The sequence below is a fragment of the Streptomyces yatensis genome, from assembly GCF_018069625.1.
Classification (GTDB): Bacteria; Actinomycetota; Actinomycetes; order Streptomycetales; family Streptomycetaceae; genus Streptomyces; species Streptomyces yatensis.
Map to the genome: position 1 here is coordinate 263,766 of NZ_CP072941.1, position 26,734 is coordinate 290,499.

A 26,734-nucleotide genomic window follows, 5' to 3' on the forward strand; every position below is an offset into this window, starting at 1 on the left:
TCAGGCGTGGCGGGTGGGCTTGAGCCCGGCGGCGAGCGCGTCCCAGGCATCGGCGCTGCCCCGGTCACGCAACTGGTGTTTGCGCACCTTGCCGTTGGGTGTGACGGGAAGCCGGTCCACGAAGCGGTAGTAGCGGGGGACCATGAAGTGCGGCATCGACCGGTCGCAGTGAGCGAACAGGCCCGTGTGGTCCGGCTCGTGGCCGGGTTCGAGCTGCACGACGGCCAGGACCTCGTCCTCGCCCAGCTCCGACGGCGTGCCGACGGCGGCAGCGGCCACGATGCCGGGGTAGGCCAGCAGCACCGACTCGACCTCGTGGGAGGAGATGTTCTCGCCGCGGCGGCGCAGGGCGTCCTTCTTGCGGTCGATGAAGTAGAAGTAGCCGTCTTCGTCGGTGTAGCCCAGATCGCCGGTGTGCCACCACAGATCCTTCATGGTCGCGAGCGTGGCTTCGGGATCGCGGTGGTAGCCGGAGAACATGATGTTCGCAAGGCGCGGCCGGTAGACGATCTCCCCGGCCTGGCCCGGCGCGGCACGGTTCCCGAACTCGTCGTGGATCTCCAGGAGGGACGAGTCGGTGGGCAGGCCCAGCGAGCCGACCTTCCGGGCGCCGAGGGGGTTGTAGAGAACGTTCTTGATCTCGGTGAGCCCGTAGCCCTCGACGACGTGTACGCCGAAGCGCTCCTCGAAGGGATGGAGCACCTGGGGCGGGGCGGGTGCGGCGAACACCTTCGTCGCCCGGTGGTCGCGATCGCGGTCGGAGGGGGGCTGCGCCAGGAGCATCGGCAGGACCGAGCCGAGGGCGTTGAACTGGGTGACCCGGTGGGTGCGCAGTTCGTCCCAGAACCTGCTGGCGCTGAACCGGCGGCCGAGGACCACGGTCGCCCCCGCGTAGAAGGCGTGCAGGGATATGTTGATCTGCGCGGCACCGTGGAACAGCGGGAGACATGTGTAGAGCCGCTCGTCGGCGGTCGTGGCCATCTGCACCGCGCACTCGCGCGCGGCGACCAGCTGCATCAGGTGCGGGTACACCACACCCTTGCTCCGCCCGGTCGTTCCGGACGTGAGCATGGTCGCGACCGGGTCCTTGGGCGCGACGCCGGGGAGGTCCGCCGCCGGATCACCGGCCGCGAGCAGGTCGTTCCAGGTCTGTACCGTCACCGCGGGCGGAATGCGGCGGGGCCGGTCGCCGTCCATCAGCACGACGGTCTTGAGTGTCGGTGGTACGTCGGGCAGGTCGGCGAGAAGTTCCAGCAGGGCCGCGTCGGTGACCAGAACACGCACGCCGGTGCCGCGGATCGCGTGGTCGAGGAAGGAGCCCTTGTAGGCGGTGTTGATCGGGACCTCGATGAGGCCGGCACGGGCCGCCCCGAGCCAGGCGAGCAGGTATTCGGGCCGGTTGGGCAGGAAGATCCCCACCGAGTTGCCCGGGGCGGCGCCTGCCGAGAGGAGACCGCGCGCCACGTCGGTGACGGCCGCGTCGAGTGCGCCGTAGGTCAGTTCGCTGTCCTCGAAGACCAGCGCGGGCTGGTCCGGATGTTCTCCGGCGCGGGCGGCGATGAGGCCGCCGACCGTGCCGTCGGCGAGATCGGAGAAGTTCTCCAGCCCCGGGGCGCCGTTGCCCCGGGCGATGGTGGGCGTCATGCCAGCTCCTTCTTCGCCCGGGCCAGGAAACCCTCCAACGACGGGTCCCAGGCCGCCTCCGCGCCGGTCGTCACGAGAAACGTGTCGACTCCGAGCTCCCGGTACCGGCCGAGGGTGTCCAGGATGCGCTCCTCCGTGCCGACCAGCGCCTGGGAGTTGGCGAAGCCGCCCAGGAGCTTGGTCAGCCCGGTCCAGAAGCAGTCGTCGTGCAACTCGTGGTCGGTGAGCGCTAGCGCCCGTTGCCGCCCGACGGAGGTGTCGGTCGACGACGAGCGCAGGAAGGTCGACGTTCCGGCGGCCTCGGCGATCTCCCGCTCCACGGCACGGGCCCGGGCCCAGGCGTCGTCGTCGGTGTCACCGATGAACAGGCGCAGGCTCAGCGAGAACCGCATCGGGCGGCCATAGCTCTGGGCCGCCGCGGTGACCTGGTCGACGCGTTCCTTCGTGCCGGCGAACGGTTCCCCCCACAGCATGTACAGGTCGGCGTGGCGGGCGCCGAAGTCCACGGCGTCGGCGCTCTCGCCCCCCATGAAGATCGGCACCTGGCCCTGCACCGGCTTGGTCTGCAGCTTCACCGCCTCGGCCGTGTAGTACTCGCCGTGGTGGTCGAAGGGCTCGGTTTCGGTCCAGGCGCGGCGCACGAGGTCGAGGTACTCGACCGCCCGCCGGTACCGTGCGGCCTTGGGCAGGTCGTCCGACTCACGGCGCAGGTCCTTGTCCGAGCCGCCGACGACCACGTTGACGGCGAGCCGGCCGCGGGCCAGCACGTCGAGGGTGGCGAAGTAGCGCGCGGCGGCCACCGGCGCCATGACCCCGGGGCGGTGCGCGACGATGGGTGAGAACTTCTCCGACGCCGCGAGCGCGAACGGTGCGGTGGCGTGGTTGTGCGGCCAGGTGGAGGAGTATCCGAGGAGGACCCGGTCAATGGCGTTCGAGCGGTCCAGTTCCTTGATCCTGGAGATCATTCGGTCCGGATCGGTTTCACCGGCCTGGAGGGGCTGCAGCCCCGTGAAGAATTCGATCACGGCTTGCTCAGCTTTCTGCGTGGACTCCGGTACGGGAGCGGGGCCGGGGGCGAGCCAGGTCTCGTGCCGGGCGAAAGGGTGCGGCCGGTGTGTCCGCGGTTCGGCCCGGGCGGTGGCCGACTCCGAGACGGCGAGCACCGTCCTCAGATGCCTGCGGCCTCCCGGCGCAAGGCCGTGACCACCGCTTCGGGTACGTCGATGGTGCCGCGCCGGAGCGTCTCGTCCCGGCAGTTCACCGAGCGGTCGAACGGCACCCGGACCGGACTGCCACCCTCGACGGGACGAGTGGCGCGGGCCGATTCGGCGAAGGCCGCGACCCGTCGACGGTAGTCGTCCGCGTCGGTGAGCACACCGGGGTCGAACAGCGCGATGAAGAAGCCGCATTCCGAAACACCGGACGGATCAGCGGCGGCGCCTGACATCATGCCGAGCAGCTGGACGACCAGGGCGAGCCCCGAGCCCTTGTGGCCGCCCCACACCCCGAACGCGCCCTCCAGCGCGGCGGCCGGGTCGAGCGTCGGGGCTCCGGCCGCGTCGTAGGCATGGCCGGAAGCGAGCTTCTCCCCGAGCCGCGCCTTCAGCTTCGCCTCCCCGTGCATCACGGTGGAGGTGCCGATGTCCCAGATGACGGGAGCCGGGGTGGCCGGGAAGCCGAAGGCGATCGGGTTGGTGCCGAACCGGCCCTCGTGCCGCCGTGCGGGGCCACCACCGCGGGCCCGCTGCCCGCGATCATCCCGGCGAGGCCGGCTGCCGCGGCCTTTTCGAGGTAGTACGAGAACATCCCGATGTACCAGGTGTTACGTGCGCCGACGACCGCGACTCCCTGGGCGTGGGCCTTCGCCACGGCAAGCTCCAGTGCGTGCCTGCCGACGAGGTAGCCCACCTGGTCGCCGCCGTCCATGGTGGCGGACACCGGCGTCTGGGCCACGGTCCGGATCGGCTGCGGCGGCGTCTCGGTTGCGTGGCGTCGCTCCGCTATGGACAGCGCGCGGGCGAGCCCGCCGAAGGACAGCCCGCGTAGTTCGCAGTCGAGCAGGTGGTCGGCGATGGTCTCGACGTCGGTGGCGGAATAACCGCATGTGGTCAGCACGGCCGCGACGAGTGCGCGGGCGTCGGGAAGGGACAGAGTCGTCATTGACCGACCTTCGCGATGAGGGAACCTGAAATTCGCCCGTCGGTAAGCATGCTTACACAATATAAGCGAGCGAAGTCGAATACAAGCATGCTGATAGTGCTGGCTCAGGTGGGTTCGCGCCGGCGCGGGGGTGGGCACCCCGGTCCCCACGGTGCGGCGAGACCGGACAGCGCTCGTCTGCCCGGTCTCGCCACCCTCGGCTCCGGGCCTGGGGCACTGACCGGCAGGCCCCGGAGCGAGGTCACATCACGGCGTCGGTCTCCAGCGGTCCCGCGGTGACGCGGAGTGTCCGGACGCGGACCGGCTCTTCCTGGTCGAGGTAGAAGATGTGCATGAACGGAGCCCGCACCACCTGGCCCGGATCGCTCTTCTTCGCCATCGTCGCCTCGCCGCGCAGCAGGCGGACGCCCTCGTCCGCGGACCAGAACTCCAGGACCTCGTGGGTGATGATCAGCGGCTCGTCGATCTTGACGAAGAACGCCTTGATGGCATCGACGCCGTGGAGGTGTGCGGTGCCGAAGAACATGTCGGTGTCCTCGGTCAGCGGCGCGAAGCCCTCGCCGAACTCCAGGGTGTCGATGGCATCCATGAACTTCAGGACCCAGCCGGGCACGGCCGTCGCCCGTGCGTTGCTTTCCATGGGTGACCTCCCGATCAGACCGTGGCGGGCAGGGTGGCGAGGAAGCCGTCGATCTCGGCGTTGACACCCTCGGGGTTCTCGCGGGCTGCGAGGTGGGCGGTGTGCAGGAGCACACGGAAGGTGCTGCCCTCGATGGCGTCCGCCATCTTCCGCACCACGTGCACGGGGAACTGGCTGTCCTCCTCGCCGGCGATGATCAGGACGGGCACGTCCCTGATGGTGTTCAGGCGGCGGTGCTCGTCCTTGCGGCCTATGAGGATGCTGCGCAGCGCCCACGCCACCGACTTCGGGTCGTCGCGCAGCACGAACTTGGTGAACTCGGTGAACTCGGGGTTGGTGGCCTCGGCGGTGGGGCCGGCGAAGGCGGCGCGGGCGGCCTTGGCGGCCAGCGGCGGCATCTTCGAGTGCAGCGAGAGGAACGTGGACAGCGCGGTGGCCCAGACGCTCTCGACGGTCGTGGGCAGGGAGGCGGTGCAGTTGATGCCGATCGCCGCCGCGGTCCGCTGCGGGTAGTAGGCCGGGAAGACCCCGGCGAGCATGCCGCCCCAGCTGTTGCCCACCAGGATGCACTTGTCGATGCCGAGCGCGTCGAGGATCTCGACGAGCGCGTCGGAGCAGTCCTCGAGATCGATGATCTTTCGCAGCGCGTCGGACCTGCCGTGTCCGGGGCTGTCGATGAGCACGACGCGGTGGGTCGGGGCGAAGTGCTCGTACTGGTACTGCCACATGGTGCCGTCCATCATCAGGCTCGGCCAGCACACCATGGCGGGGCCGTCGGAACGGCCGCCGACGCGCACGTTGATCAGACCCAGTGAGGTGGGGATCAGCTTCTCGGTAACCCCTTCGAGCCAATTCGTCGTCATGATCGGTCCTCCATGACCAAGGAGACGTTCGATTACTAGTAGCGTAACGCTACTAGTTCCAAAACGCTACTAGCCCTGCTCCCTTTCGGACCGAGGTGATCAGTGGGAGCTCGAACCGTCACAGCCCGGCGCCGCGGCAGCCGATCCCTATCGCTGACCGGCACCGCCTTCCTCGGGGGACGCCGGTCGCAGGGTCGAGGCCTCGACCGGCTGATGGCAGCTGCTGCACGCCAGGTACGGACTGGTCGGGTTCCCGCACGTCGTGTGCATCAGCGGGTGTTGCGTGACGTCGGTATCGGTCGCATAGGTTTCGGCCCACCTCGTGATGGCCGCGATGGCGGGGACGACAAGCTCGCGGGCGCTGTCGGTGAGCTGGTACTCGTACCACGGCTTGTCGGAGCGGTAGGCGCGCTTGGTGAGCAGACCCAGCTCCGTCAGGCTGTTGAGCCGCGCGGTGAGGATGTTCGCCGAGATACCCAGAGCCCGCTTGAGCTCACCGAAGCGACCGACCCCGAAGAACACCTCCCGCAGGATCTGGTAGTTCCAGCGCTCGGAGATCGCGGCCAGGAACTCCTGTCCGTGCTGGAAGGTGACGTGACTCCCCTGGTCAGACACGGCTTCTCCTCCCCGGTGATCCCGGTGGTAGTTTTAAGTCAAAAGTAGTCCCGCAATGTTACTAGCCGAGATCCCCGCTCCTGCGCGGCCTCGACCGCTTTCGGTGTCTCCTCATCCCCCAGTGCTCACAACAGGTCGAGGGTCGACTGTGGGCGGAAGACCAGGTCGGCACCGGCGACCTTCACCTGACGGCCGAGGCACGCGGCCGAAGGCGTCTTCCCTGCTGCCGGCTCAAAAGAGGAGCCGAGCTGGCGCCCCCAGGAGCCGGCCAGCGTGCCACGACCACGACTCGGTCCACCTGCTGCACACCCCGCTCGAGGCACGAATCGGCTGCCTACACAACCCCCTGGTCACAGCCGCCTCCTCCGTCGACCGTGGTCTGAACGGCACCCGAGCCGCGCAGCTCACCCTCGCCGCGTGGGGTAGCACCCGCCGCATCCGGCGACGACGGGAACAAGGCGAGGACGCCGCTCTGCCACCGGGAACCGTACTGGGTCGGGAACCCCGAGGGGCCCCGCCCTGGGGCTACCCGACCATCAGGTTTGACTGAAGGTGCGTCGGTAGGCGCCGGGTGTGGTGCCCAGATGCGCTCGGAAGCGGCGGCGCAGGTTGACCGCCGAGGTGAGTCCGACGCGGGTGGCGATGGCCTCGACCGGCAGGTCGGTCTGTTCCAGCAGTACCCGTGCCGCGTCGATGCGCTTGCCGAGCAGCCACTGTCCCGGGCTGGTGCCGAGCTGTTCGGCGAACCGCCGGGCGAGGGTGCGGCCGGAAAGCCCGGCGTGTTCGGCGAGGTGGGCGAGGGTCAGTCGGGTGTCGAGCCGGGAGGTGGCCCACTCCATCACGGGCGCCAGTGACTGGTCCGCCTTGGCCGGTGCGGGCTGTGCGGCGTACTGAAGTTGGCTGCCCTCCCGGTGCGGCGGCAGGACCATGTTCCGGGCGATCTGGGTGGCGTATGCCGCGCCGTGGTCGGAACGTACCAGGTGAAGGCACAGGTCGATGCCCGCGCCGGTTCCGGCGCTGGTCGCCACGTCGCCGTGGTCCACGAAGAGCACGTCCTGGTCCATCCGCACCTCGGGAAAGGCGGCGGCGAGTCGGGCCGTGTCGCGCCAGTGGGTGGTGGCGCGGCGGCCATCCAGCAGTCCGGCCTGGGCGAGGACGAACGCCCCGGTGCAGATGGCGACGATCCTCGCCCCGCGCCGGTGGGCAGCCCGCAGCGCCGCGGTGACGGTCGAGGGCACGGGTGTGCCGGGCGGCTGCCAGCCGGGGACAACCACGGTGTCCGCCTGCTCCAGGGCCTCCAGCCCGGCGTCGACGAGCATCGCGTAGCCGGCGGTGGTCTGCAGAGGGCCGGGGTGCTCGGCGCAGATCCGGAAGCTGTAGCGGGGCGGTTCGTCCTGCGGGACGGTGCCGAAGACCTCGGTGGCGCAGGCGAGCTCGAAGGGTGACTGAGGCGGGTTGAGCAGGGCCACCACCCGATGAAGGCTCATGGCAGGATTATACCTGTGGGTGTCTTTCTGGACTCTCGGCCGGATGCCCCGCACAGGACACAGTGGACCCATGAGCGAAACCGACGAAACGACAGTGCGGACAGTGCGGAGGACCGCAGTCCAGGTTGACGGCGAGCCGGCCAGCTACCTGACCGCAGGGCGCCAGGACGCCCCGCCCGTGCTGATGCTGCACGGCACGTACTGGAGCCGGGTCTGGCTCCCCGTACTCGACCACCTCGCCGACGCGGGGCTGCGGCCCCTCGCGGTCGACCTCCCCGGACTGGGACGCTCAGGAGGCCGGCTCACCCCGGAAACGGCCACGGTTCCGGCCCTCGCCGACTGGGTGACGCGATTCGCCTCCGCGCTGAACCTCTCCGGCCCCATCGCCCTGGCAGGACACGACATCGGCGGCGCCATCGCCCAGCACCTCCTTGCCCGCAACCGGCTGGACGTGTCCCGGTTCGCCTTGGTCAACTCGGTCCTTTACGACTCCTGGCCCGCGCCCCACGTCGCCCAATTCCGGGAGGGGGACACGGCCGAGGGTGTGCTCGCCGCCCGTCGGCAGGCGATTACGAGGGTGCTGGCCGGTGTCGCCACTGAGTCGTTGATCGCGGACTACGTGGATCCGTGGACCGATGAGCGGGTGCGCCGCTCCTGGACGGCCCTGGCGGGCGCGGCCGACAACCGCTACACCCTCGACCTCGTTCCCGCCCTGCAGCGGTCCACCACACCCAAGCTGTTGATCTGGGGCGAAGAGGACCTCCACGAGAGGGTGGAATACGCCGAGCGGTTCGCCTCAGAGGTCCCCCACACCACGCTCATCCGCATCCCGAACGCGGATCACATCCCCACGGAGAACGCCCCCGACCACATCGGCGGCGCGCTCACCGATTTCCTCACCGCGTAGGGACCATTACGGCCGATCAGCTTTGAGGCCGTTGACCAGCAGGAATACGTGCCCATGATTGCGGCTCCGGTTGCATTCACCGGTCCGGTCTCCTCGACCGCTTCGCGGCGTGCGGTTTCCAGGGGGTCTTCCCCGGCGTCGGCGTTGCCTCCGGGCCACTTCGACGTGGCGCCCGGCAGCATCTTCGCCCTGCGACCGTCACCGTCCGTCGTGTGCCGTTGACCGACAGGGAGACACGACTGGCAGGCGGCGCCTCGGCGGCCGCCTCCCCCGGGGCGGCGAGAAGGGTGCCTCCGACTACGCCACCCGCGACGGCGCCACCACCCACAGCGGTAGTGGTGGCGATGAAGGTGCGCCGGGTCGGCGCCGGGGAGGACTCACTGGATCCGGTGGGGGGTGGCACATCGGACTCGGGCAATTCGGTGGACATATGTACGCCTTCGCATCACGGACGGATCTGCCGCACGTCTCGGCACGGCAAGAGGCGCGGCCCATGTCGTCGCCGCACGACCTCGATGACCGCGCATTCCGACAGCCGCGGCGGGGCACACCAGGAGCCTGGCATCACCAGCGGGGCTCGAGGCAGGGAGATTTTTGTCCCCCTCATCTCCGCCCTCTCGGGGGAAGGCGGTGGTGCGCCCCGCGCCGTGGGTTGCTGGGTTATGGTGCCCGCATGAGCGGACGGTTCACCGGCTGGCCGGAGCGAGCCATGGACGTGTTGCTGCACTTGCAGGGCGAGCCATCACACATGGTGCGCGAGCAGTACCGCGCGGATCGCGAACGTCTCGTCCGGCAGCCGATGATCGCGCTGCTCAATGACGTGGCGGACACCGATCCCCGGTACGAGGACTTCTCTGTCTGGCACTACCGCACAAACTCCTGGTGGTGGCAGCATCAGGGCGCGGTGATCCGGCTCGGCCGCAAGATCGAGATCAGCCTGCGGTTCGACCTGGACGGCCTGCGGATCCAGGGCGCCTGGTGGTATCCCGACCCCGGCCAGGTGGACACGTTTCGCAAGGCCGTCGCCGCCGAGGGAAGCGGCCGAGAACTATCCGCCATCGTCGAGGACTTGAGAAGGAAGCGCTACGAGATCTCCGGGGACGTGATGAAGCGCCCTCCACGGGGCTATCCGTCCGACCACTCCCGCACGGACCTGCTGCGCCACCGTTCACTGATCGCTGCCCAACCCCTTGGCTGCGACGAATGGCTCCACACTCCCGAAGCGGTCGGCAAGGTCCTCGCGGCCGCCGACGACCTCGACGCCATGCTCACGTGGCTGGTCCGACACGTGAACGGCTCCGCCTGACTCGAGAAGAACCCACTTTCGCCGAACACTTCCTCCAGCTTGATCAACTATGGCGCGCTGTTCGGCAGCAGTCGGCCGTGGCCGTCGAACCGGCGGCATGGGGATCGGTTCGCTCCTGGGTGCCGGCGGGACGATCAGCTGAAGTGGATGTCGCTGAGGTCCATCGAGACCATGACCTGGTCGGGGATGGGGTAGCCATGGGCGTCGCGGCGGTAGGCCCGGCGTTTGGTGGGCAGCACGATGCCGTCCGCCTCCACGTTGTCGTAGACGTACTGCGCGGCGGCGAATCCGCCCGCCACCTCGACGTGATAGTCGTGCCGGCGCAGCAGTCGGTCGGGGCCGAAGTAGAAGTCCTGGTGGGTGCTGTGGCTGGCGATCTCGGGCGGGAAGGTGGCGCGCAGTCCTGGCCAGAGTTCGTCTCCTTCCTGCCACGGCTCGATCCCGGTGACCGTGAAGCCGGGCATGATCAGCAGGAACGGCGTGGTGAGGTAGGTCCACAGCGCATAGCCGTTGAAGTAGGCGCGGTCCAGCGGGTCCCAGGGGGTCTCCAGAGTGTGGCCGCTGAAGGACGACCGCGGGTCCTCGCGTTCGGCCACCACGCGCCCGTCGAGCTTGTCGATGCTCACCCGTCCGGGGGTGAAGTCGGTCTTCTGGTCAGGGGCGCCGAAGGGGCTGACCGAGGCGTGTTCCTCGTGGAGCAGCACGGTCATCTCGCGCGGCGCGGGATCCTGCGGCAGGCCCTTCAGGGCGAACAGATGACCACCACTCACGAGGGTGGCTCGCGCCCGGGTCAGCTCACGCCAGCGGGCTTCCCCGCCGTGGGCTTCGACTGCCTCGCTGAGCAGGTCGTTCATGGAGGCCTCCTGAAGTGCGGGCCGCGGGGCACCCGCGGACTCAAAGCTGAACGCCGATCCGCCTTCATTGCACACCATCCAACACCCACAAAGTTGACCAAAGCCTTGTAAAACAGTCACCTCATGTCGGTCGGGTCGACACCCGCTCGCCGTCGCGGAGGATCACCTCCGGGCGATGGGTGGGTCCGGCGTCAGTCCTCCGCCCCTCACGCGTTGGGCTCAGCAAGCCGCGGCCGAGCGGCCCTCGCGGCGGGTAGCGCCGGGACCGGCGCCTGCCGGTCGAGCGCCCGGTCGGCGGCTATCGCCGGGCGTCCCCCTGGCGAAGCATCAGGCGAGCCCGTTCCCGGCGACGCGCAGCAGGAGCGTGTGCAGCGTCTTCCGCTCGGCGGGGGCCAGCGGGGTGAGCAGTTCGTCGGTCACCTCCTGACCCGCCTGATCGGTGTCCCGGAGGAACGCGCGGCCGTCCTCGGTCAGGACGACGATGCGGCTGCGGCGGTCGTCGGGGGCTGGGCGGCGCTCGGCGAAGCCGAGTTTCTCCAGGTCGTCCACCAGGCCGACGATCGCGCTCGGGTCGTAGCCGAGTTGCGCGCTGAGTTCGCGCTGCAACGCGCCCTCACACGTGGCGAGGAATCGCAGCACGGCGTAGTGCCGCAGCCGCAGACCCGACTCCTGGAGGAAGGTGTTGAACAGCTGACCGGAGCGCAGACCCAGGCGGTAGAGCAGATAGCCGGTGTCCGCGTGGAGCGCCCGCATCCACGGTTCGTCCGCGTCGATGGGGTGGGGGTCGTCGGTGTGCGGGCGGGTGATGGCGGGCTCCCTGGTCTCGGCCCCGGGGCGTTGGTCTCGGCTCCCCGGAGGCGTTGGTCTCGTGTGCAGAGTCCAGCATGACGCACCCGAGGTAAACAACAACTGTTGACGTCAACAATAATTGTGCTTAGCTTCGATCTCGATGCCACAGCCCGCGCCCGACCGGCGCACCCCGTGCGAAGGGACTCGCTCGTGCCCACCATCGATCTGACCGGCAAGGCCGCCGTCGTCACCGGCAGCGGCCGGGGCCTCGGCCTCGCCTATGCACACGCCCTCGCCGCCCACGGCGCGTCCGTGGTCGTCAACGACATCGACGAGGACGCGGCCGAACAGGCCGTCAAGTCCATCACCGAGGCCGGGGGCACCGCCGTGGCCGAGGTGGTCCCCGTCGGTGGCGCCGAGGCGGCCGACCGCCTCGTCAGCCGTGCCGTCCAGGAATTCGGCCGACTCGACGTCCTGGTCACCAACGCGGGCATCCTGCGCGACAAGGTGCTGTGGAAGATGACCGACGAGGACTTCGACGCGGTCATCACCACCCATCTGAGGGCCACCTTCACCTGCGCCCGCGCCGCCGCAGTGCGCATGCGCGAGCAGGGCGACGGCGGCACGCTCGTCCTCGTCGGCTCCCCGGCCGGGCAGCGCGGCAACTTCGGCCAGACCAACTACTCCGCCGCCAAGGCCGGTATCGCCGCCATGGCCCGCACCTGGTCCATGGAACTGTCCCGCGCGAGCATCACCGTCAACGCGATCGTGCCGGTCGCCGCCACCGCGATGACCGAGACCATGCCCGCCCTCGCCCCGTATGTGGAGGCCCTCAGGAACGGTGAGCCGCTGCCGGACTTCCTGCGCAAGGGGGAGGGATTCGGCACGCCGGAGGACTGCGCCGCCCTCGTCCCCTTCCTGGCCTCCGACGCCGCCCGCGGCATCACCGGCCAGTGCATCGGCATCGGCGGCGACAAGGTGGCGCTCTGGTCGCATCCGCAGGAGCTCCGGGCCGCCTACGCCGACGGCGGCTGGACCTCCGGCGCCCTGGCCGACGCCTGGCACACGTCGGTCGGCGCCGAGCCGCAGACGGTGGGTATCCCCGCGCCGAGGATTCCGGAGGCGTGATGGACCTCCAGGATCTCGTCGCCATCGACGTCCACACCCACGCGGAGGTGTCCTCCACGGGCCACTCCTCCCTGGACGACGACCTGCACACCGCCTCCTCCGCCTACTTCAAGGTCGAGGGCAACCGGAAGCCCACGCTCGAGGAGACGGCCGCCTACTACCGCGAGCGGCGGATGGCCGCCGTCATCTTCACGGTGGACGCCGAGTCCGCGACCGGCACCGAGCCCGTCCCGAACGAGGAGGTCGCCGAGGCCGCCGCCGCCAACGCCGACGTCCTCATCCCCTTCGCCTCCATCGACCCCTTCCGGGGCAAGGCGGGCGTGAAGCAGGCCCGGCGGCTGGTCGAGGAGTACGGCGTGAAGGGCTTCAAGTTCCACCCCAGCGTCCAGGGCTTCTTCCCCGACGACCGCTCGGTGGCGTACGGCCTGTACGAGGTGATCGAGGAGACCGGCACCATCGCACTCTTCCACACCGGCCAGACCGGCATCGGCGCCGGTGTTCCCGGCGGGGGCGGCATCCGCCTGAAGTACTCCAACCCGCTCCATGTGGACGATGTGGCCGCCGACTTCCCGCAGCTGAAGATCATCCTGGCGCACCCGTCGTTCCCCTGGCAGGACGAGGCCCTGGCGGTGGCGACCCACAAGCCCGGCGTGCACATCGACCTGTCCGGCTGGTCCCCGAAGTACTTCCCGCCGCAGCTCGTGCAGTACGCCAACACGCTGCTGCAGGACAAGGTGCTGTTCGGTTCGGACTTCCCGGTGCTCACCCCTGACCGATGGCTGGCCGACTTCGAGAAGCTCTCCCTCAAGGACGCGGTCAAGCCGAAGATCCTCAAGGAGAACGCGGCCCGCCTGCTCGGGCTGACGCAACCGTGAGAGGTGTCAGATGCGCAACGAGGGACTGGGGTCGTGGCCCGCACGCCGGGCCCGTAAAACCCCGCACCGCACGGCCCTGATCCACGGCGAACGGTCGACCGACTACCGCACCCTGCACATACGCACCACCCGCCTCGCCCACGCCCTGCGCGCCCAGGGCATCCGACGCGGCGACCGCATCGCCCACCTCGGCCCCAACCACCCCGCCTATCTGGAGACCCTGTTCGCCACCGGCCTCCTCGGCGCCGTCTTCGTCCCCCTCAACACCCGCCTGTCCGGACCCGAGATCGCCTACCAGCTCACCGACTCCGGCGCCAAGGCCCTCATCCACGGCCCCGCACACACCGCGCTCGTCTCCGGACTGCCGGCCGGCACCGGGGTACGGATCTGCCTCGAGATCGGCGGCGCATACGAACAGGCCCTGGCGGCCGCGTCTGCCGAGCCGATCGACGAGCCGGTCACCCCCGACGACACCTGCCTCATCATGTACACCTCGGGGACGACCGGCCGCCCCAAGGGCGCGATGCTCACCCACGCCAACATCACCTGGAACGCCGTCAACGTCCTGGTCGACCACGACCTGTTCGCCGACGAACGCGCCCTGGTATCCGCCCCGTTGTTCCACACCGCCGGGCTGAACATGATCACCTTGCCGGTGCTGCTGAAGGGCGGCACCTGCGTCCTGGTGGAGGCCTTCGACCCGGGAGCGACCCTCGATCTGATCGAACGGCACCGCATCACCTTCATGTTCGGGGTGCCGACGATGTTCGACCAGGTGGCCCGGCATCCCCGCTGGGCCGACGCCGACCTGTCCTCGCTGCGCATCCTCACCTGCGGCGGATCACCGGTGCCGACCCCGCTCATCGCCTCCTACCAGCGGCGCGGGCTCACCTTCCTCCAGGGCTACGGCATGACCGAGGCCGCGCCCGGCGCGCTCTTCCTGGACGCCGAACACGCGGTGGGCAAGGCGGGCTCGGCGGGCGTACCGCACTTCTTCAGCGACGTACGGGTCGTACGGCCCGACCTCACCCCGGTCGACATCGGCGAGACCGGCGAAGTGGTGGTGCGCGGACCCCATGTGATGTCCGGCTACTGGGGGCTGCCCGAGGAGACGGAGGCCGCCTTCGCGGACGGCTGGTTCCGCAGCGGGGACGCGGCCCGGGTCGACGAAGACGGCTACGTGTACATCGTCGACCGCATCAAGGACATGATCATCTCTGGTGGCGAGAACATCTACCCCGCCGAGATCGAGGACCTCCTCCTCACCCACCCGGGCATCGCCGAATGCGCGGTGATCGGTGTACCGGACGAGAAGTGGGGCGAGGTGCCCCGCGCGGTCGTCGTCCCGGCAGCGGGCACCGAACTCGATCCGGAGCAGGTGCTGGCATCACTGTCCGGGCACCTCGCCAAGTACAAGATCCCCAAGTCCGTGGTGGTCGCGGACGAACTTCCGCGCACCGCCTCCGGGAAGCTCCTCAAGTCCCGGGTACGCCACCGCTACGGCACCCCAAACCCTCAACAGAAAGCCGACTCATGAGCATCACCGTCAACGGCCTGGACGAACTGAGGAAGCTCGCCGGCAGCGACCTCGGCACCAGCGAGTGGATCGAGGTCGCGCAGGACCGCATCGACACCTTCGCCGACGCCACCGGCGATCACCAGTGGATCCACACCGACCCGGAGCGAGCGGCCCAGGGCCCCTTCGGCGCGCCGATCGCACACGGCTACCTCACGCTGTCCCTGTTCATCCCCCTCTTCACCGAGCTGCTGGACGTGCGGGGGGTGACCACCAAGGTCAACTACGGTCTGAACAAGGTGCGTTTCCCCGCACCGGTGCGGGCCGGATCCCGCCTGCGGCTCGCCGCCCGGCTCACCTCGGTCGAGGACGTACCCGGCGGCGTCCAGATCACCGTCGACGGCACGATCGAGGTGGACGGCGGCACGAAGCCCGCGGCCGTGGTGCAGAGTCTGTCCCGCTTCTACGTCTGAGTCGAGGCAGCGCACGTCGGGCGCCGCGGCCACGATCCGCCCGCCCGGTCAGGACCGCGGGTGAGCGTCGTGGGTGAGGAGTGCGAGCTGGACGCGGTTGTCCAGGTCCAGTTTGGCCAGGGGCGCTGGAGAGGTGGGCCTTGACCGTGCCGAGGGACAGGTGCAGGCGGGCGCCGATGTCGGTGTTGGACAATCCCTCGGCCACCGCCTCGGCCACCTCGCGCTCCCGTTCGGTGAGCAACGCCAGCCGCTGCCGGGCGTGTTCGCCCCGGTCGTCCGGTCCGGCAGCCGCGTGCTCGATCAGAGCGCGCGCGGCGGAGGGCGACAGTGCGGGCTCGCCGCGAGCGGCCCGGCGTACCGCGGCGACGATGTCCTCGGGCGCCGTGTGTTTGGCGAGGAACCCGGCGGCGCCCGCGCGCATCGCCTCCAGGACCAGACGGTGCTCGTCGAAGGTGGTCAGCACGATCACCTGCGGGGCCTCTCTGCCGTCGCGGGTGAGTGCGCGGGTGGCCGCGAGGCCGTCCATGACGGGCATCCGGATGTCCATGAGGATCACGTCGGGCTCGTGTTCGCCGACGGCGGCGGCCGCCTGGGCACCGTCGGCAGCCTCCGCCACGACCTCGATGCCGTCCGCCCCGCGCAGCATCATCTTCAGCCCGGTCCGTACCAGGGGGTCGTCGTCGGCCAGCAGCACTCGGATCATGGCGTCACCTCGCGGACCACGGTAGCCGGGCGCACAGTGTGAAGGTGCCGTCGGCAGCCCTGTGGTCGAGGGTGCCGCCGTCGAGGCGGACGCGTTCGGCGAGCCCGGTCAGACCGGTGCCGGTGCCCGGGATCGCCTCGTCGGTGCGGGGAGATGCGGGCAGCTCATTGCGGACCTCCACGGTGAGCCCGCGGCCCGGACCTCCGGCCAGGCACACGCTGACCGGTGCGCCGGGCGCGTGCTTGCGGGCATTGGTCAGGCCCTCCTGGGCTACGCGGTAGACGGTGCGGTGCAGTTGCCACCGCAGCTCGTGGACGGCGTCCGCGGCCAGTTCGGGGCGGAAGTCCACCGGCTGGCCGGTGGCGCGGGCATCCGCGACGAGAGAGTCGATGTCCTCGATCCGTGGCAGCAGCGACACCGGCTCGCCACCGTCCTCCGCCCGCAGCAGGTGCAACACCTCCTGCAGCTCCTCCACCGCTTCGTGCGCGCTCCCCCGGATCACCTCGGCGCTCTCGGCGACCTCGGCGCCGTCGAGTGCGGGTCCGGCACCGGCTTGTGCCTGCCGGGTGCGGTAGGCCAGCGCGCCCGCGTGCACGGAGAGCAGGGAGATGCGGTGCGCCAGCACATCGTGCATCTCACGCGCGATGGCCTGGCGTTCGCCGCGGCGGGCGTCGGCGAGCCGGCGCTCGTGTTCGGCCCGGGCCCGCTCGGCGTCCATCCGCAGCCGCTGGAGGAGCAGCCGCCGGGAACGCAGGGCGTGGCCCCAGGCGAAGGTGGTCAGGAGGTAGGCCAGGCAGAACGCGGCATCGATGACCAGGTTCGTACCCCGCCCGTACAGCAGCAGGCCGGAGGGCACCATGCACACCACGTACGCACCGAGCGTCAGCAGTGCCCGCCGCCAGCGGAAGCGAAGCGCGAAGTTGGTGACGATCACCGCGCCGGCGGGCAGCGCGCTGGTCGCCAGCGCCACCGTCGGCAGCCCGACCAGGGCCACGGCGAGCGGGAAACGGCGCCGCCACCACAGCGCGAGGCAGGCCACGAGCCCCAGCAGCGGGTCCAGTTCGGCCACCCGGCCCGACAGCTCGCCCTGTTCCTCCACCACGCCGAGGACGACCAGGCCGAGGAAGACGGCCGCGCAGAAGAGCACCGCGTCCACCGCCCAGTCGCGCCAGGTGCGCCCGGCCGGGAGGTCGGGGTCGGGGCCGTTGGTCATAGGGGTGAGGGTATGCGGACCGCCGAGGGCGGCACATCGGCCGACCGGCCAGACCCCCTTGGCCACTTGGCACAGGCAGGTGGCGCCGACCGTCGCTTCGGCGCCGGGGCCGTGGTCCGATACGGCTTCTCGGGTCGTTCGTTCGGCAACGGCGGCAGGTCCTTCGTCCTAACGCCCTCTCCCGCTTTGCAGACCATCGGCGAATGGTCCGACTCCGGTGGCCCCCGCAGGCTGCTGCCATCGGATGAGACGGGAGAGAACGAGATGGGTGCAGCCCAGGTAAACAGGGCACGGTTTCTGCGGCTCGCGGGAGCCGTCGCAGTCGGTGCGGCGCTTCCCGCGGGATACGCCGCCGCGTCGGAGTGGCAGAACGGAACACACGCCTCGCCCGATCGGAAGCGGGCGGGGGACGCTAGGCCGGGCGGGGTGCGCTATCGCGGGGTCGTCTACGAGGTAGGGCAGGGCGAGACCCCGGCGACGGGATGGAGCGCGGCGCGTACCCGGGCCGATCTGCGGTCGATCCGCCGCGAGCTGCACGCCGACACGGTGAAAATCACCGGCGATGGCGTCGAACGCCTCACCCGCACCGCGGGAGAGGCGGCCGAGAACGGTCTGCACGTCTGGCTGGAGCCGACCCTGGGGGACGTGCCCGCCGACGACATCCTCGACCACCTCGCGGAGACCGGACGGTTCGCGGAACGACTGCGCCGGCAGGGCGTGCGGACGCATCTGAACGTCGGCTGTGAGTTCATGCTGTTCGTGCCCGGAATCGTGCCCGGCGCCACCGCGACCGAACGGATCGACAACCTGGTCAAGGGCAACTACGACCCGGTGAAAACGGCCCAGCGCCTGCGCCGCTTCACCGCACGGGCCGCCGCCGTCGGCCGCTCGGTCTTCCGCGGCCCCCTGTCGTATGGCGCCGCGCAGGACGAAGACGTGGACTGGGACCTGTTCGACCTGGTGTGCATCGACTACTACGGCTGGTACCCGGACCCCTCCGGGCACGTCCGGGAGCTACGCACGTATCAACGCCACGGCAAGCCGCTCGCGATCACCGAGTTCGGCTCCTGCACCTTCAAGGGCGCACCGCGCCTGGGCGGCATGGCCTGGGACGTCGTCGATTACTCCACGACGCCACCGCGGGTGAAGAAGGGACTGGTGCGCAGCGAGCACGAACAGGCCGCCTACCTCACCGACGTGTTCGGCGTATTCGAGTCGATGAACCTCTACGCGGCCATGGCCTATACCTTCCTCACGCCCGACGCACCGCACCGCCGCGAGCAGCGACTCGACCTGGACATGGCCGGCTACAGCCTGGCGAAAGTGATCAGGGACCGCCCGGCGGATCCGAACTCTCCCTGGCACTGGGAGCCCAAGGAATCATTCGCGGCCCTGGCCGACGCGTACGCCCGCCACCCAGCAGGGCGTGGCTGAGTTCCGCTGACCGGCCATGACTCTCGCCGCACAGGGCCTGCGCGCCGTCCTCGGCCACCAGCCACCCGGCCTTCTCGGGATGCGGAGGATGGCCTTGGGCGCCTGCCACTCCCTTGAGCTTCTCGCGCTCCGCGGCGATCAGTTCGGCGAACGAGGCGAACCGCTCATCGCCAAAGGCCACAGAGCGGTACGCCGGCCACTCGCCGTCCTCGGAGACATGCGAGGAGTCCAGCAGCCAGTCGTCCTGGTCCTCCACCACGGAGATCAGCAGCGCGTGGTCCGCCAACCGGGCGCCTCGGCACTCCCGGACTATCTCCCATAGCCACGGCTCCTCCTCGCGCAGCCAGCCGATGGTCTCGGTCGTCCGCATCCGCCAATCGGCAGCGTACGCGCCGAGGGTCAGCCAGCCGTCGGAGGCGCCGAGGAATCCGCGGAGGCTGGGCGGGAGCGGGGTGCGCCCAGCCGCTCCTCCACGGCCGTGAGCCGATGTTCGTCCGCTCCCTCGGCCCCCAGCCATCCGGCGGCCCGCTGGTCATCGCCGACCTGCTCCAACTGGTCCGCGTCGGCCAGCCGCAGCATCTCGACGCTGTACTCCGCCAGATAGCGCCGCCACCGCTCGACCGTGCGCGGCCCACTCGTCACGGTCCCCACACGGGCGGCAATCTCGGCGGTGCCCCGGTACCCGACCGGGTGGCCCAGTGCCGCCCGTCGTGGGAACCCTCAAGACTCCAGTCGCTCGGGTCGAGGGCATGGTCCCCGGTGACCGCCACCTCGCCCGCGAGTTCGGACGCGGCGGGGCGCAGCGTCACCGAGCCGGCGTTCCCGGCCATCGGCGGGACGGCACCACTCGTAGCGGACCGTGGCATTGCTCAGCAGAGCGGGGGCGACGGAGAAGTCCCCGGATATCGCCCGCACATGTGCTCCTGGTGTTCTGTCGCCGGTCCATCGCTCTCCGCGGCACCGTGATGAGGTCACCGATGCTAGATCCGGGCACTGGATCAGATCGGGTTGCCCGACCATGAACTAACTTACTTTGAGCGGGACTTACTCGCTCCTCCGCTGAGCGACGACGAGCGCGCCGTGCTGAAACGCTGGACGCGGGAGGCGAACTCCGTCGTCCAGGCCGAGCCAACCGCCCGCCCATCAGCGCTAACTGACACACCGATAGGCTGCGGCGGCGGTTCGTCTCAGGTGAACTTTGGAGTAGTCGATGAAGGCCTTCCGGTACGTGGCGAAGGGCGCCCCGCTGCAGGGGGCCGAACTGGCGGACCCGGTGGCCGGCCCGGGCTGGGTCGTGGTGGACGTCGAGGCCGCCGGACTGTGCCACTCCGACGTCCATGTGATCGACGGCATGATCGAGCCCATCGTCCGACCGCCCTTCACACTCGGCCACGAGGTCGCGGGCACCGTCTCCGCCCTCGGCGAGGGGGTGGAGGGCTATGCGACAGGCGACCGCGTGGCCGTCGCGATCATCGCCCACCCGGAGGTCAAGGCGTCCTACGCGCCGGGTATCGGCCTCGACGGCGGCTATGCCGAACGCCTGGTGGCCCATGCCTCCACTCTCGTCCCCCTGCCCGACAACGTCTCCACGGTCCATGCGGCGGTCGCCACGGACTCGGTCGTCACGGCCTACCATGCGGTCCGCACCGAGGCTCGGGCCAAACCGGGCGATGTGATCGCTGTCGTCGGCCTGGGCGGCCTCGGCCTCAATGGAGTCCGTACGGGAGTGATCGCGGGGGCCACGGTCTACGGCGTGGACATCAACCCCGACACCTTCGAGGCAGCCCGCGCGGCGGGCGCCCGCGAGTGCTTCACCGACGTCACCGCGCTGGCGGACCTGCGGCCCGACGCCATCGTCGACTTCGCGGGCGTGGGCTCCACCACCTCCGACGCGATCGATGCCGTACGCCGCCTCGGCCGCGTGGTCGTCGTCGGCCTCGGCACGAAGACCACGACCTTCTCCAACGGCAGCCTCATCCGCAAGAGCGTGGAACTCCGCGGCTCCTACGGCGCCGGCAAGGACGAATACCGCCAGGTCCTCGGCTTCATCGCGGAGGGCCGGATCACCCCGATCGTGGAAGAGATCCCCTTCGCCGACCTCAACGAGGGCCTGGACCGGCTCCGCCACGGCAAGGTCCGGGGCCGCCTGGTCACCCGCCCGGGCGGCTGACCCAATCGGACACCACGCGCTGTCCGGTGCCGGGAGGGCCGCCGCCACGGCTCTGATGAGGGGCGACTCACGCCTCCGGCAGCGGGAACAACATGCACGTGCTGGTGGCGTGGGCGAGTACACGGTCCGTGGCATCGACCAACTGGGCCTGGGCGAGGGCGGTTTGGCGGCCGCTGCTGACCACGGTGCCGATCGCGCGGACCGTGCCCGTCTCCACAGTGATCCGGCGCAGGAACTTCACGGTCAGGTCGAGTGAGGTGTAGGCCAGGCCAGGCGGAAGCGTGGACTGGACGGCGCAGCCGGCGGCCGAGTCGAGCAGGGTGGCATAGATGCCGCCGTGCACACTGCCGATGGGGTTGTAGTGCTCCTCCCCCGGCACCAGCGAGAACACCACACGCCCCTTCTCCACCTCGTCGAGCGAGAAGCCCACGGTCGCGCTCACAGGAGCCCTGGGAAGCCGGCCTGCCTGCAACTCACGCAGGAAATCCAGACCGGAGGACTGACCCACGGCCGCTGCGGTGAGCGCCGGGTCCTCCCACTCGTACGTGCGCGTTCGTCCCACAGCCCGCTCCTCCCGATCTGACTTCGCATGGCGAAGCTAGCCGGGTGGACACCTGACTGTCAATTGCGAAGTCAGGGACTTAGGATGGCGGGATGGAGTGGCTTGAGGCGAGCACGGAGAACTGCCCGGTCCAGCTCACGCTTGATCTGGTCGGGGAGAAATGGACATTGCTCATCCTGCGCGACGCGAGTAATGGCATCCGCCGCTTCGACGAGTTCCGCCGCCACATCGGTCTGTCGGAGGCGGTCCTCAGCGATCGCCTCAGGAAGCTGACCGCGGCCGGCATCCTGAAGACCGTCCAGTATCAGGAACCCGGCAGCCGCTCGCGCAACGAATACCGCCTGACCCGCAAGGGCTGGGACCTCTGGCCCGTCCTGGTGGCGCTGAAGCAGTGGGGGGAGGCGTACACGGGAGACGATGCGGAGGGGCCGGTCCTCGATCTTCGGCACGCCATGTGCGAAGCGCCGGTGCGGGTGACGGTCGAGTGCGAGCGGGGGCATACCTCCCTGTCTCCCTACGACGTCAGCGCCAGGCCCGGCCCCGCAGCCCGGCCTCGGTCCTGACGGCCCCGGATGCACGCCGCGGCTTCGCGCCGCGGCGGGAGGCCGACCTCCCGGTAGCCCGTCGCCCACCCCGGCCACACCGTTCCTGACCGACCCCGTCCGGAAGTGACCACCGTGCCTGTGCGGGCGACAAGCCGGAACCGCTGGGTCAGACTTTCAGCAGAGGCGGGATTCACCCCCACCGGTGTAAGGGGCTTTTCGTGCTCGATGTGCCGATGTGGCTGTGGGCGGCGTTCGCCGTCACCGTGGTCGTGTCGCTGGCGGTGGACCTGCTGGCGCACCGGGAGGCGCACATCATCGGGTTCAAGGAGGCCGCCGCCTGGAGTGGGGTGTGGGTCGGTCTCGCCCTGGTCTTCGGGGCGGTCGTCTTCCTGGTGCTGGGCATGACGCCGGGGGTGGAGTACACCACCGCGTGGCTGCTGGAGAAGAGCCTGTCGGTCGACAACCTGTTCGTCTTCGCGCTGATCTTCGCCTACTTCAAGGTGCCGCGCCCCTACCAGCACCGCGTCCTGTTCTTCGGCGTCATGGGCGCGCTGGTGTTCCGCGGCCTCTTCCTGGCCGCCGGAGTGGCCGTGGTCAGCCGGTTCACCGCGGTGCTGTTCGTCTTCGCGGCCATCCTCTTTTACAGCACCTACAAGATCCTCCATGAGGAGGACGAGAGCTTCGACCCGGGCAAAAGCATCGCCGTGCGGCTGCTGCGCAAGGTGATGCCCGTGCGGGATGAGTACGCCGGGATGAAGTTCTTCGTCATGGAGGCGGGCAAACGCGTCGCCACCCCACTGCTCGCGGTCGTCGCCGCGATCGAGGCAGCCGACCTGGTCTTCGCCGTGGACAGCGTGGTGTAGACGATGAAGGCGTCGTCGCTGACCGCGAGAACGGCGGGCACAGCAACGCCTTCGCCATCCTCGGCCTGCGCGCCCTGTACTTCCTGCTCGCCGGGCTGCTGGACCGGTTCCACTACCTCAGCAAGGGCCTCGCGCTGATCCTCTCCTTCATCGGCGTGAAGCTGATCCTTCAGGCGTCCCACAAGCTGGTCAGCAGCAGCATCCCGGAGATTCCGTCACCGGTCAGCCTGGCGGTCATCGTCACGGTCCTGGCAGCGTCCGTCGCACTGAGCATTCGACACCCCCGTCCGGCCGCCCAGGAAGGGACCGCTCCGGCCGCACGGGAGGCACGGGAGCCACGGGAGGGACGGAAGATGGAGAACCCATCGCAGGACAGCTGACCGGACATCGCCGCCCTCCTCTTTGCCCCCATTGCAAAAACTATCCCATTTAATGGCAAAATATCTTATTCTGTACCTATGCGCAGCGCCGAGCGAGCGACGGTACCGCGGACCGGGCGGATGTGCCCCGCCTGTCACTACCCCTTGACCGCGAAGATGACGCGCCACAAGACCATGGGCATCTTCGTTCCTCTATGGACGCCGGGCACCTGCCACAACCCGACCTGCCCGAAGCACGCGCAAGCGCAAGCGCAAGCGCAAGGGGAGAAGAGCCCGAGGGGCAGCGGGGCGAAACCGTAACGACGGTGAGACGCCCGCTCACCTCATCGGTCCTTGGCCAGGGCGACGAGCTCGGCGAACAGTCCCCCCGCGGCGGCCAGCTCCTCGTATCCGCCCTGCTCGATCACGCGTCCCTCGCGCATGACCAGGATGCGGTCGGCCAGGCGGGTGTTCTCGAGCTGGTGCGTGACGACGATGGTCATGCGCTCGGCGGCGATGCGCTTGATCTCCAGGAAGATCTGGTGCTCGCCTCGCGGATCCATCTGCGACGTGGGCTCGTCCAGGATGAGCAGCGGTGTCCGCCGGTACAGGGCGCGGCCGCACACCAGCCGCTGCCACTGGCCGCCGGACAGCTCGGCCCCGCCGAAGAGTTCACGTGCCAGGAGGGTGTCGAGCTGCCGGGGAAGTTTCTCGACCGCCTCGCGCATGCCGACGGCGTCGACGGCCTGCCACACCGGTTCGTCGTCGAAGGTTTTCGGCTGTCCCAGGGTGATGTTCTCACGGGCCCGCAGGGGCCAGCAGGCGAAGTTCTGCGGGACCAGGGCGGTGCGCTTCCATACCGCGTCGGGGTCGGCTTGGGCCAGGTCGGTGCCGTCCCACCGGACGCGGCCCTTGTCGGCGAGCAGGATGCCGGTGATGAGCTTGGCCAGGGTGGATTTTCCCGAGCCGTTCTCCCCTACGATGGCCAGGATCTCGCCGCGGCGCAGGGTGAGCGAGACACCGTCCACAGCGGGTTCCTCCTTGCCGGGGTACTGGTAGACCACCTCGTCGAGCCTGATCTCGTCGACGCGCTCCGGGATCGTCAACTCGCCGCGCCGCGGGGCCCGTTCGGCGGCCATGTCGAGGAAGGACCGCATATCGGCGAGGTACAGGGAGGTGTGGAACATCGCCGCGCCGTGGATCACGAACTGCGAGAGGGCGGCCAGCGTGGTCTGGACGGCGACCACCGCGGTGGCCGCGACCGGGAGCGCGACACGGCCGGCGGTGGCCAGCCACGCGAGGGTGGCCCAGGTGCACAGCAGGAAGAACCCGCCCAGGGCGCTGGTCGCCAGGGCGATGCGCAGCATGCGGGGCGCGGCGGTGAGGACGCGCTGGTCGATGCGGTCGGACAGGGCGCGGTACCAGTAGATGAGGTAGCCGGTCATCCCGTTGGCGCGGACCTCGTCGCCGTAGCGGGAGTAGGTGGCCCACCAGCGCATCATGGAGCGCACATTGCGGTCGCCGACGTTGAGGTAGTGGGTCTCGTAGTCGACGCGCGCGGACAGCACGGCGCCGACGCCGGCCGGGAGCACGGCGAGCAGGAGCAGCGGGAGCATCAGCCAGTGGAGCGCGGTGATGACGCCGCTCGCGGCGATCATGCGGACCAGCGCGGCCATCAACCGCTGGGCGTCCTGCACCATCATCCGGGTGCGGGTGACGCCGACCTCGGCGGCCTCGTGCCGGTCGGCGAATCCGTCCTCGCCGTACGCGGAGGCTTCGACGCGGCATACGGCGGAGACGAGCGCGACATCCGCCTCGGTCATCAGCAGGGGGGTGATGCGCCCGTCGGCATAGGAGGACAGGGCGCCGCTGATTCGGCCAACGCCCGCGGCGGCGGTCACGACGATGAGGGCGGGCAGGGCGGCGTGCAGCCGTTCGGACACCGTGCCGGTGCCGAGGATGTGCGTCATGGCCCGCGCGGTGAAGGTGAGGACGATGGCGGCCGCGGCACCGGTGAGGAGCTGGCAGACGAGCAGGAGCACGACGCCGGGCTTGTCGACGGCCCAGGCCATCCGCGCGGTGTGCCCGAGCACGGCGGGCAGACGCCTGCACATCGCCCTGAAATTGGCCTCGGCCAGCGGGTTCTTACCGTGCTGGCCTTCGAAGGTGATGGTGGCCGGGGGTGGAGGGGGTGGCGTCTTCGCGTCTGCGGTCGAGGCGTCGGTCATCGTCACCTGCATCCCTCCTGGGGGTGGGTGCCGCGCCTGGATGGCTCGGCAGTGCACGGCATAACGACGCGGAGAGCGAATCGAACGCGCTCGATTCCGGACGTGCTGGAGCCCTTGGGCCGCAAGGGGGCGAACGTGCGATCGCCGTGCCGGGGCCGCCCATGCGGTACTGATGGTTGGCCGAAACGCCGATCTTCGATGCGCCTGTGACGTATGAGGTTTCGGCGCTTCCACCGGGCCCTGTCCGGGAGGTCCGGTCCCGCCCCGTCGATGGGGGTGCCGGCCCGGCTCTACGGTCGCTTTGTCGGGACCGGCTGGAGTGCCGGCCAGCGCGTGAGCATGCGGTGGCGCATGTCGCTGGTGAGGCGGCTCACACCGCTGAGAGAAGTGTGGCCGGCGGTCAACTCGCAGACGACACGGAGCCGGTGGACGAGCCGTTGCCGGGCTGTCGCCGTGCCCCACGTCCAGTCCCGCTGCGGAATCCGGGCCAGGTGGTCATCGCTTTCGCGGTGTGCCCGCTCGACCAGAGCGTCGCCGCGGAGCAGCCAGCCGGCGCACGCGTCGGCCAGGCCGTCCCGGATCTCGGCGCCGGTCGCGGTGCGCCACGCCGCGCGATAGGCCTGCTCCGCCCGCTCCAGCAGCGGCTCGGCCGCCGAAGTGACACACCAGCAGGTCGGGAAGCCGATCCGCAGATAGGCCAGCTCCATCAGACCGCTGCCCAGTGACGCCTGCTCGAAGTCGATGAACCTGATCCCCGTGGCGGTGTGGAGGTCATTCCCGGGACAGGGATCCCCGTGAAGCAGGGCATGGCCGGGCGCCTGGTCGAGTCGGTGCACGAGGTCATCGAGTTCATCGGAAACACCGGGCGCCACAGGAACCTGGAGCGCCACGGCCAGCCCGAGGAAGGAGTCGATGTCGGCCCGGTTCGGGCCCTGCCAGCGCGGAAGTGTCCCGGCGTCCTCCGGACGGGCGGTGGCATGCAGCCGTGCCAGAGCGGCCGCGTAGCCGACGATCCAGTCGTCGGCCGGGCGTTGGTGTTCCACATGCTCCAGCACCAGCACCCGCTCGCCGGAATCGGTGGCAAGCAGGGCGGGCACGATGGGCGTTTCGGCTCGGGCGGCGAGCCGCAGGGCGGCCACCTCGCGGGCGTATCGCTCGTCGGCATCGGGGCCGTCGACGATCTGCTTCACGACCGCCGATGTCCCTGCCAACTCCACGCGCCATACACGCGAGCGCGGGCTGCTGCCCAGCCTGTGAGAGCTCCTGGGTGATCCCAGCTCGGCCCGTAACCCGTCCCCGAACGCCAGTCGTGACCCCATGGGCTGATCCTTCCACGCGGACGAAACGAGCGTGTGGCTACGGCGGGCAACGGGCCATCCTGCTTCAAGTGTCGTGTTGAG

The 26,734-nt window shown here is 69.8% G+C and carries 25 protein-coding genes and 4 pseudogenes; 10 read left to right on the top strand and 19 right to left on the bottom strand.

Features of this window, described 5'->3' with window-relative positions; translation table 11 throughout:
* The 7 genes and pseudogenes from J8403_RS01270 to J8403_RS01300 all read right to left on the bottom strand — a co-directional run bounded on the left by J8403_RS01270 (position 1) and on the right by J8403_RS01300 (position 7,409).
* Positions 1–1,644 (bottom strand): AMP-binding protein, encoded by a 1,644-nt coding sequence (locus J8403_RS01270; RefSeq protein WP_211121417.1) that lies wholly within the window; start codon positions 1,642–1,644, stop codon positions 1–3.
* On the bottom strand, positions 1,641–2,669 hold the full coding sequence (locus tag J8403_RS01275; protein ID WP_211121418.1) for an LLM class flavin-dependent oxidoreductase: 1,029 nt from the start codon (positions 2,667–2,669) through the stop codon (positions 1,641–1,643). The genes J8403_RS01270 and J8403_RS01275 overlap by 4 nt, the downstream gene beginning before the upstream one ends.
* A gap of 143 nt (positions 2,670–2,812) precedes the next feature.
* A pseudogene (locus J8403_RS44685) lies at positions 2,813–3,804 on the bottom strand (Ldh family oxidoreductase).
* Positions 3,805–4,045: 241 nt separating this feature from the next.
* Positions 4,046–4,444 carry a nuclear transport factor 2-like protein gene (locus J8403_RS01285; protein WP_211121419.1) on the bottom strand — a complete coding sequence of 133 codons (399 nt, stop codon included), beginning with the start codon at positions 4,442–4,444 and terminating at the stop codon, positions 4,046–4,048.
* A gap of 14 nt (positions 4,445–4,458) precedes the next feature.
* Positions 4,459–5,307: an alpha/beta fold hydrolase gene (locus J8403_RS01290; protein ID WP_211121420.1), complete on the bottom strand. Its 849-nt coding sequence runs from the start codon at positions 5,305–5,307 to the stop codon at positions 4,459–4,461.
* A 147-nt stretch (positions 5,308–5,454) separates the two neighbouring features.
* Positions 5,455–5,922, bottom strand: coding sequence for a winged helix-turn-helix transcriptional regulator (locus J8403_RS01295; protein WP_211121421.1), 468 nt, complete (start codon positions 5,920–5,922; stop codon positions 5,455–5,457).
* A 536-nt stretch (positions 5,923–6,458) separates the two neighbouring features.
* Positions 6,459–7,409 (bottom strand): GlxA family transcriptional regulator, encoded by a 951-nt coding sequence (locus J8403_RS01300; protein WP_211121422.1) that lies wholly within the window; start codon positions 7,407–7,409, stop codon positions 6,459–6,461.
* A gap of 103 nt (positions 7,410–7,512) precedes the next feature.
* Between J8403_RS01300 and J8403_RS01305 the strand changes: the two genes are divergently transcribed.
* Positions 7,513–8,316, top strand: a complete 804-nt coding sequence (locus J8403_RS01305; protein WP_246585633.1) for an alpha/beta fold hydrolase — start codon at positions 7,513–7,515, stop codon at positions 8,314–8,316.
* Here the strand turns inward: J8403_RS01305 and J8403_RS01310 are convergent.
* A complete protein-coding gene (locus J8403_RS01310) occupies positions 8,250–8,498 on the bottom strand; it encodes an NUDIX domain-containing protein (RefSeq protein WP_246585634.1) in 249 nt (82 codons plus the stop codon). The genes J8403_RS01305 and J8403_RS01310 overlap by 67 nt on opposite strands.
* A 2-nt stretch (positions 8,499–8,500) precedes the next feature.
* A pseudogene (locus J8403_RS43380) lies at positions 8,501–8,746 on the bottom strand (carbon monoxide dehydrogenase); the annotation flags it as partial.
* 243 nt (positions 8,747–8,989) lie between these two features.
* Here J8403_RS43380 and J8403_RS01315 point away from each other — a divergent pair.
* Positions 8,990–9,622 (top strand): DUF2461 family protein, encoded by a 633-nt coding sequence (locus tag J8403_RS01315; protein ID WP_246585635.1) that lies wholly within the window; start codon positions 8,990–8,992, stop codon positions 9,620–9,622.
* A gap of 134 nt (positions 9,623–9,756) precedes the next feature.
* Here J8403_RS01315 and J8403_RS01320 read toward each other — a convergent pair whose 3' ends face one another.
* Both J8403_RS01320 and J8403_RS01325 read right to left on the bottom strand, forming a co-directional pair.
* Positions 9,757–10,476 (bottom strand): hypothetical protein, encoded by a 720-nt coding sequence (locus J8403_RS01320; RefSeq protein ID WP_211121424.1) that lies wholly within the window; start codon positions 10,474–10,476, stop codon positions 9,757–9,759.
* 327 nt (positions 10,477–10,803) lie between these two features.
* Positions 10,804–11,229, bottom strand: coding sequence for a MarR family winged helix-turn-helix transcriptional regulator (locus tag J8403_RS01325; protein ID WP_211121425.1), 426 nt, complete (start codon positions 11,227–11,229; stop codon positions 10,804–10,806).
* 246 nt (positions 11,230–11,475) lie between these two features.
* Between J8403_RS01325 and J8403_RS01330 the strand changes: the two genes are divergently transcribed.
* From J8403_RS01330 to J8403_RS01345, 4 genes are read left to right on the top strand one after another with little or no spacing between them, the layout of a single operon-like run.
* Positions 11,476–12,393: an SDR family NAD(P)-dependent oxidoreductase gene (locus tag J8403_RS01330; protein WP_211121426.1), complete on the top strand. Its 918-nt coding sequence runs from the start codon at positions 11,476–11,478 to the stop codon at positions 12,391–12,393.
* Positions 12,393–13,268 (top strand): amidohydrolase family protein, encoded by an 876-nt coding sequence (locus J8403_RS01335; protein WP_211121427.1) that lies wholly within the window; start codon positions 12,393–12,395, stop codon positions 13,266–13,268. The genes J8403_RS01330 and J8403_RS01335 overlap by 1 nt, the downstream gene beginning before the upstream one ends.
* 10 nt (positions 13,269–13,278) lie before the next feature.
* On the top strand, positions 13,279–14,805 hold the full coding sequence (gene menE, locus J8403_RS01340; RefSeq protein WP_211121428.1) for an o-succinylbenzoate--CoA ligase: 1,527 nt from the start codon (positions 13,279–13,281) through the stop codon (positions 14,803–14,805).
* A complete protein-coding gene (locus J8403_RS01345; protein ID WP_211121429.1) occupies positions 14,802–15,257 on the top strand; it encodes a MaoC family dehydratase in 456 nt (151 codons plus the stop codon). The genes menE and J8403_RS01345 overlap by 4 nt, the downstream gene beginning before the upstream one ends.
* A 48-nt stretch (positions 15,258–15,305) precedes the next feature.
* On the opposite strand, the pseudogene J8403_RS01350 reads toward J8403_RS01345, so the two are convergent.
* Positions 15,306–15,960: pseudogene (locus tag J8403_RS01350) on the bottom strand (response regulator).
* A gap of 4 nt (positions 15,961–15,964) precedes the next feature.
* On the bottom strand, positions 15,965–17,173 hold the full coding sequence (locus J8403_RS44260; protein ID WP_211121430.1) for a sensor histidine kinase: 1,209 nt from the start codon (positions 17,171–17,173) through the stop codon (positions 15,965–15,967).
* A 264-nt stretch (positions 17,174–17,437) separates the two neighbouring features.
* Between J8403_RS44260 and J8403_RS01360 the strand changes: the two genes are divergently transcribed.
* Complete coding sequence (locus tag J8403_RS01360) at positions 17,438–18,607, top strand: glycoside hydrolase family 113 protein (protein WP_211128026.1); 1,170 nt, start codon at positions 17,438–17,440, stop codon at positions 18,605–18,607.
* Here J8403_RS01360 and J8403_RS01365 read toward each other — a convergent pair.
* The 3 genes from J8403_RS01365 to J8403_RS01375 are packed head-to-tail and all read right to left on the bottom strand — an operon-like array spanning position 18,501 to position 19,437.
* Positions 18,501–18,977, bottom strand: coding sequence for a hypothetical protein (locus J8403_RS01365; protein WP_211121431.1), 477 nt, complete (start codon positions 18,975–18,977; stop codon positions 18,501–18,503). The genes J8403_RS01360 and J8403_RS01365 overlap by 107 nt on opposite strands.
* 29 nt (positions 18,978–19,006) lie before the next feature.
* Positions 19,007–19,249 carry a hypothetical protein gene (locus J8403_RS01370; protein WP_211121432.1) on the bottom strand — a complete coding sequence of 81 codons (243 nt, stop codon included), beginning with the start codon at positions 19,247–19,249 and terminating at the stop codon, positions 19,007–19,009.
* Complete coding sequence (locus J8403_RS01375; protein WP_211121433.1) at positions 19,246–19,437, bottom strand: hypothetical protein; 192 nt, start codon at positions 19,435–19,437, stop codon at positions 19,246–19,248. The genes J8403_RS01370 and J8403_RS01375 overlap by 4 nt, the downstream gene beginning before the upstream one ends.
* 380 nt (positions 19,438–19,817) lie before the next feature.
* Between J8403_RS01375 and J8403_RS01380 the strand changes: the two genes are divergently transcribed.
* Positions 19,818–20,777, top strand: a complete 960-nt coding sequence (locus tag J8403_RS01380) for a zinc-binding dehydrogenase (RefSeq protein WP_211121434.1) — start codon at positions 19,818–19,820, stop codon at positions 20,775–20,777.
* 67 nt (positions 20,778–20,844) lie between these two features.
* On the opposite strand, the gene J8403_RS01385 is transcribed toward J8403_RS01380, so the two are convergent.
* Positions 20,845–21,339: a PaaI family thioesterase gene (locus J8403_RS01385; RefSeq protein ID WP_211121435.1), complete on the bottom strand. Its 495-nt coding sequence runs from the start codon at positions 21,337–21,339 to the stop codon at positions 20,845–20,847.
* A gap of 92 nt (positions 21,340–21,431) precedes the next feature.
* Between J8403_RS01385 and J8403_RS01390 the strand changes: the two genes are divergently transcribed.
* Complete coding sequence (locus J8403_RS01390) at positions 21,432–21,902, top strand: winged helix-turn-helix transcriptional regulator (protein WP_211121436.1); 471 nt, start codon at positions 21,432–21,434, stop codon at positions 21,900–21,902.
* A gap of 200 nt (positions 21,903–22,102) precedes the next feature.
* Positions 22,103–23,127, top strand: a pseudogene (locus J8403_RS01395) (TerC family protein).
* 323 nt (positions 23,128–23,450) lie between these two features.
* Here J8403_RS01395 and J8403_RS01400 read toward each other — a convergent pair.
* Together J8403_RS01400 and J8403_RS01405 are read right to left on the bottom strand one after the other, a co-directional pair.
* Positions 23,451–25,334 (bottom strand): ATP-binding cassette domain-containing protein, encoded by a 1,884-nt coding sequence (locus J8403_RS01400; protein ID WP_211128027.1) that lies wholly within the window; start codon positions 25,332–25,334, stop codon positions 23,451–23,453.
* Between the two features lie 290 nt (positions 25,335–25,624).
* Positions 25,625–26,653 carry a phosphotransferase family protein gene (locus J8403_RS01405; RefSeq protein ID WP_211121437.1) on the bottom strand — a complete coding sequence of 343 codons (1,029 nt, stop codon included), beginning with the start codon at positions 26,651–26,653 and terminating at the stop codon, positions 25,625–25,627.
* Between the last annotated feature and the right edge of the window lie 81 nt (positions 26,654–26,734).

What these genes read in the sequence shown, in the direction of transcription:
- menE (WP_211121428.1), top strand. Translation starts at nt 13,279, where the DNA reads ATGCGCAACGAGGGACTGGGGTCGTGGCCCGCACGCCGGGCCCGTAAA.
- J8403_RS01285 (WP_211121419.1), bottom strand. Translation starts at nt 4,444, where the DNA reads ATGGAAAGCAACGCACGGGCGACGGCCGTGCCCGGCTGGGTCCTGAAG.
- J8403_RS01400 (WP_211128027.1), bottom strand. Translation starts at nt 25,334, where the DNA reads ATGACCGACGCCTCGACCGCAGACGCGAAGACGCCACCCCCTCCACCC.
- J8403_RS01390 (WP_211121436.1), top strand. Translation starts at nt 21,432, where the DNA reads ATGGAGTGGCTTGAGGCGAGCACGGAGAACTGCCCGGTCCAGCTCACG.
- J8403_RS01310 (WP_246585634.1), bottom strand. Translation starts at nt 8,498, where the DNA reads ATGCTGCCGGGCGCCACGTCGAAGTGGCCCGGAGGCAACGCCGACGCC.
- J8403_RS01325 (WP_211121425.1), bottom strand. Translation starts at nt 11,229, where the DNA reads ATGCGGGCGCTCCACGCGGACACCGGCTATCTGCTCTACCGCCTGGGT.
- J8403_RS01270 (WP_211121417.1), bottom strand. Translation starts at nt 1,644, where the DNA reads ATGACGCCCACCATCGCCCGGGGCAACGGCGCCCCGGGGCTGGAGAAC.
- J8403_RS01345 (WP_211121429.1), top strand. Translation starts at nt 14,802, where the DNA reads ATGAGCATCACCGTCAACGGCCTGGACGAACTGAGGAAGCTCGCCGGC.
- J8403_RS01405 (WP_211121437.1), bottom strand. Translation starts at nt 26,653, where the DNA reads ATGGGGTCACGACTGGCGTTCGGGGACGGGTTACGGGCCGAGCTGGGA.
- J8403_RS01290 (WP_211121420.1), bottom strand. Translation starts at nt 5,307, where the DNA reads ATGACGACGAATTGGCTCGAAGGGGTTACCGAGAAGCTGATCCCCACC.
- J8403_RS01360 (WP_211128026.1), top strand. Translation starts at nt 17,438, where the DNA reads ATGGGTGCAGCCCAGGTAAACAGGGCACGGTTTCTGCGGCTCGCGGGA.
- J8403_RS01335 (WP_211121427.1), top strand. Translation starts at nt 12,393, where the DNA reads ATGGACCTCCAGGATCTCGTCGCCATCGACGTCCACACCCACGCGGAG.
- J8403_RS01315 (WP_246585635.1), top strand. Translation starts at nt 8,990, where the DNA reads ATGAGCGGACGGTTCACCGGCTGGCCGGAGCGAGCCATGGACGTGTTG.
- J8403_RS01375 (WP_211121433.1), bottom strand. Translation starts at nt 19,437, where the DNA reads ATGGCCGGGAACGCCGGCTCGGTGACGCTGCGCCCCGCCGCGTCCGAA.
- J8403_RS01320 (WP_211121424.1), bottom strand. Translation starts at nt 10,476, where the DNA reads ATGAACGACCTGCTCAGCGAGGCAGTCGAAGCCCACGGCGGGGAAGCC.
- J8403_RS01365 (WP_211121431.1), bottom strand. Translation starts at nt 18,977, where the DNA reads ATGCGGACGACCGAGACCATCGGCTGGCTGCGCGAGGAGGAGCCGTGG.
- J8403_RS01300 (WP_211121422.1), bottom strand. Translation starts at nt 7,409, where the DNA reads ATGAGCCTTCATCGGGTGGTGGCCCTGCTCAACCCGCCTCAGTCACCC.
- J8403_RS44260 (WP_211121430.1), bottom strand. Translation starts at nt 17,173, where the DNA reads ATGACCAACGGCCCCGACCCCGACCTCCCGGCCGGGCGCACCTGGCGC.
- J8403_RS01380 (WP_211121434.1), top strand. Translation starts at nt 19,818, where the DNA reads ATGAAGGCCTTCCGGTACGTGGCGAAGGGCGCCCCGCTGCAGGGGGCC.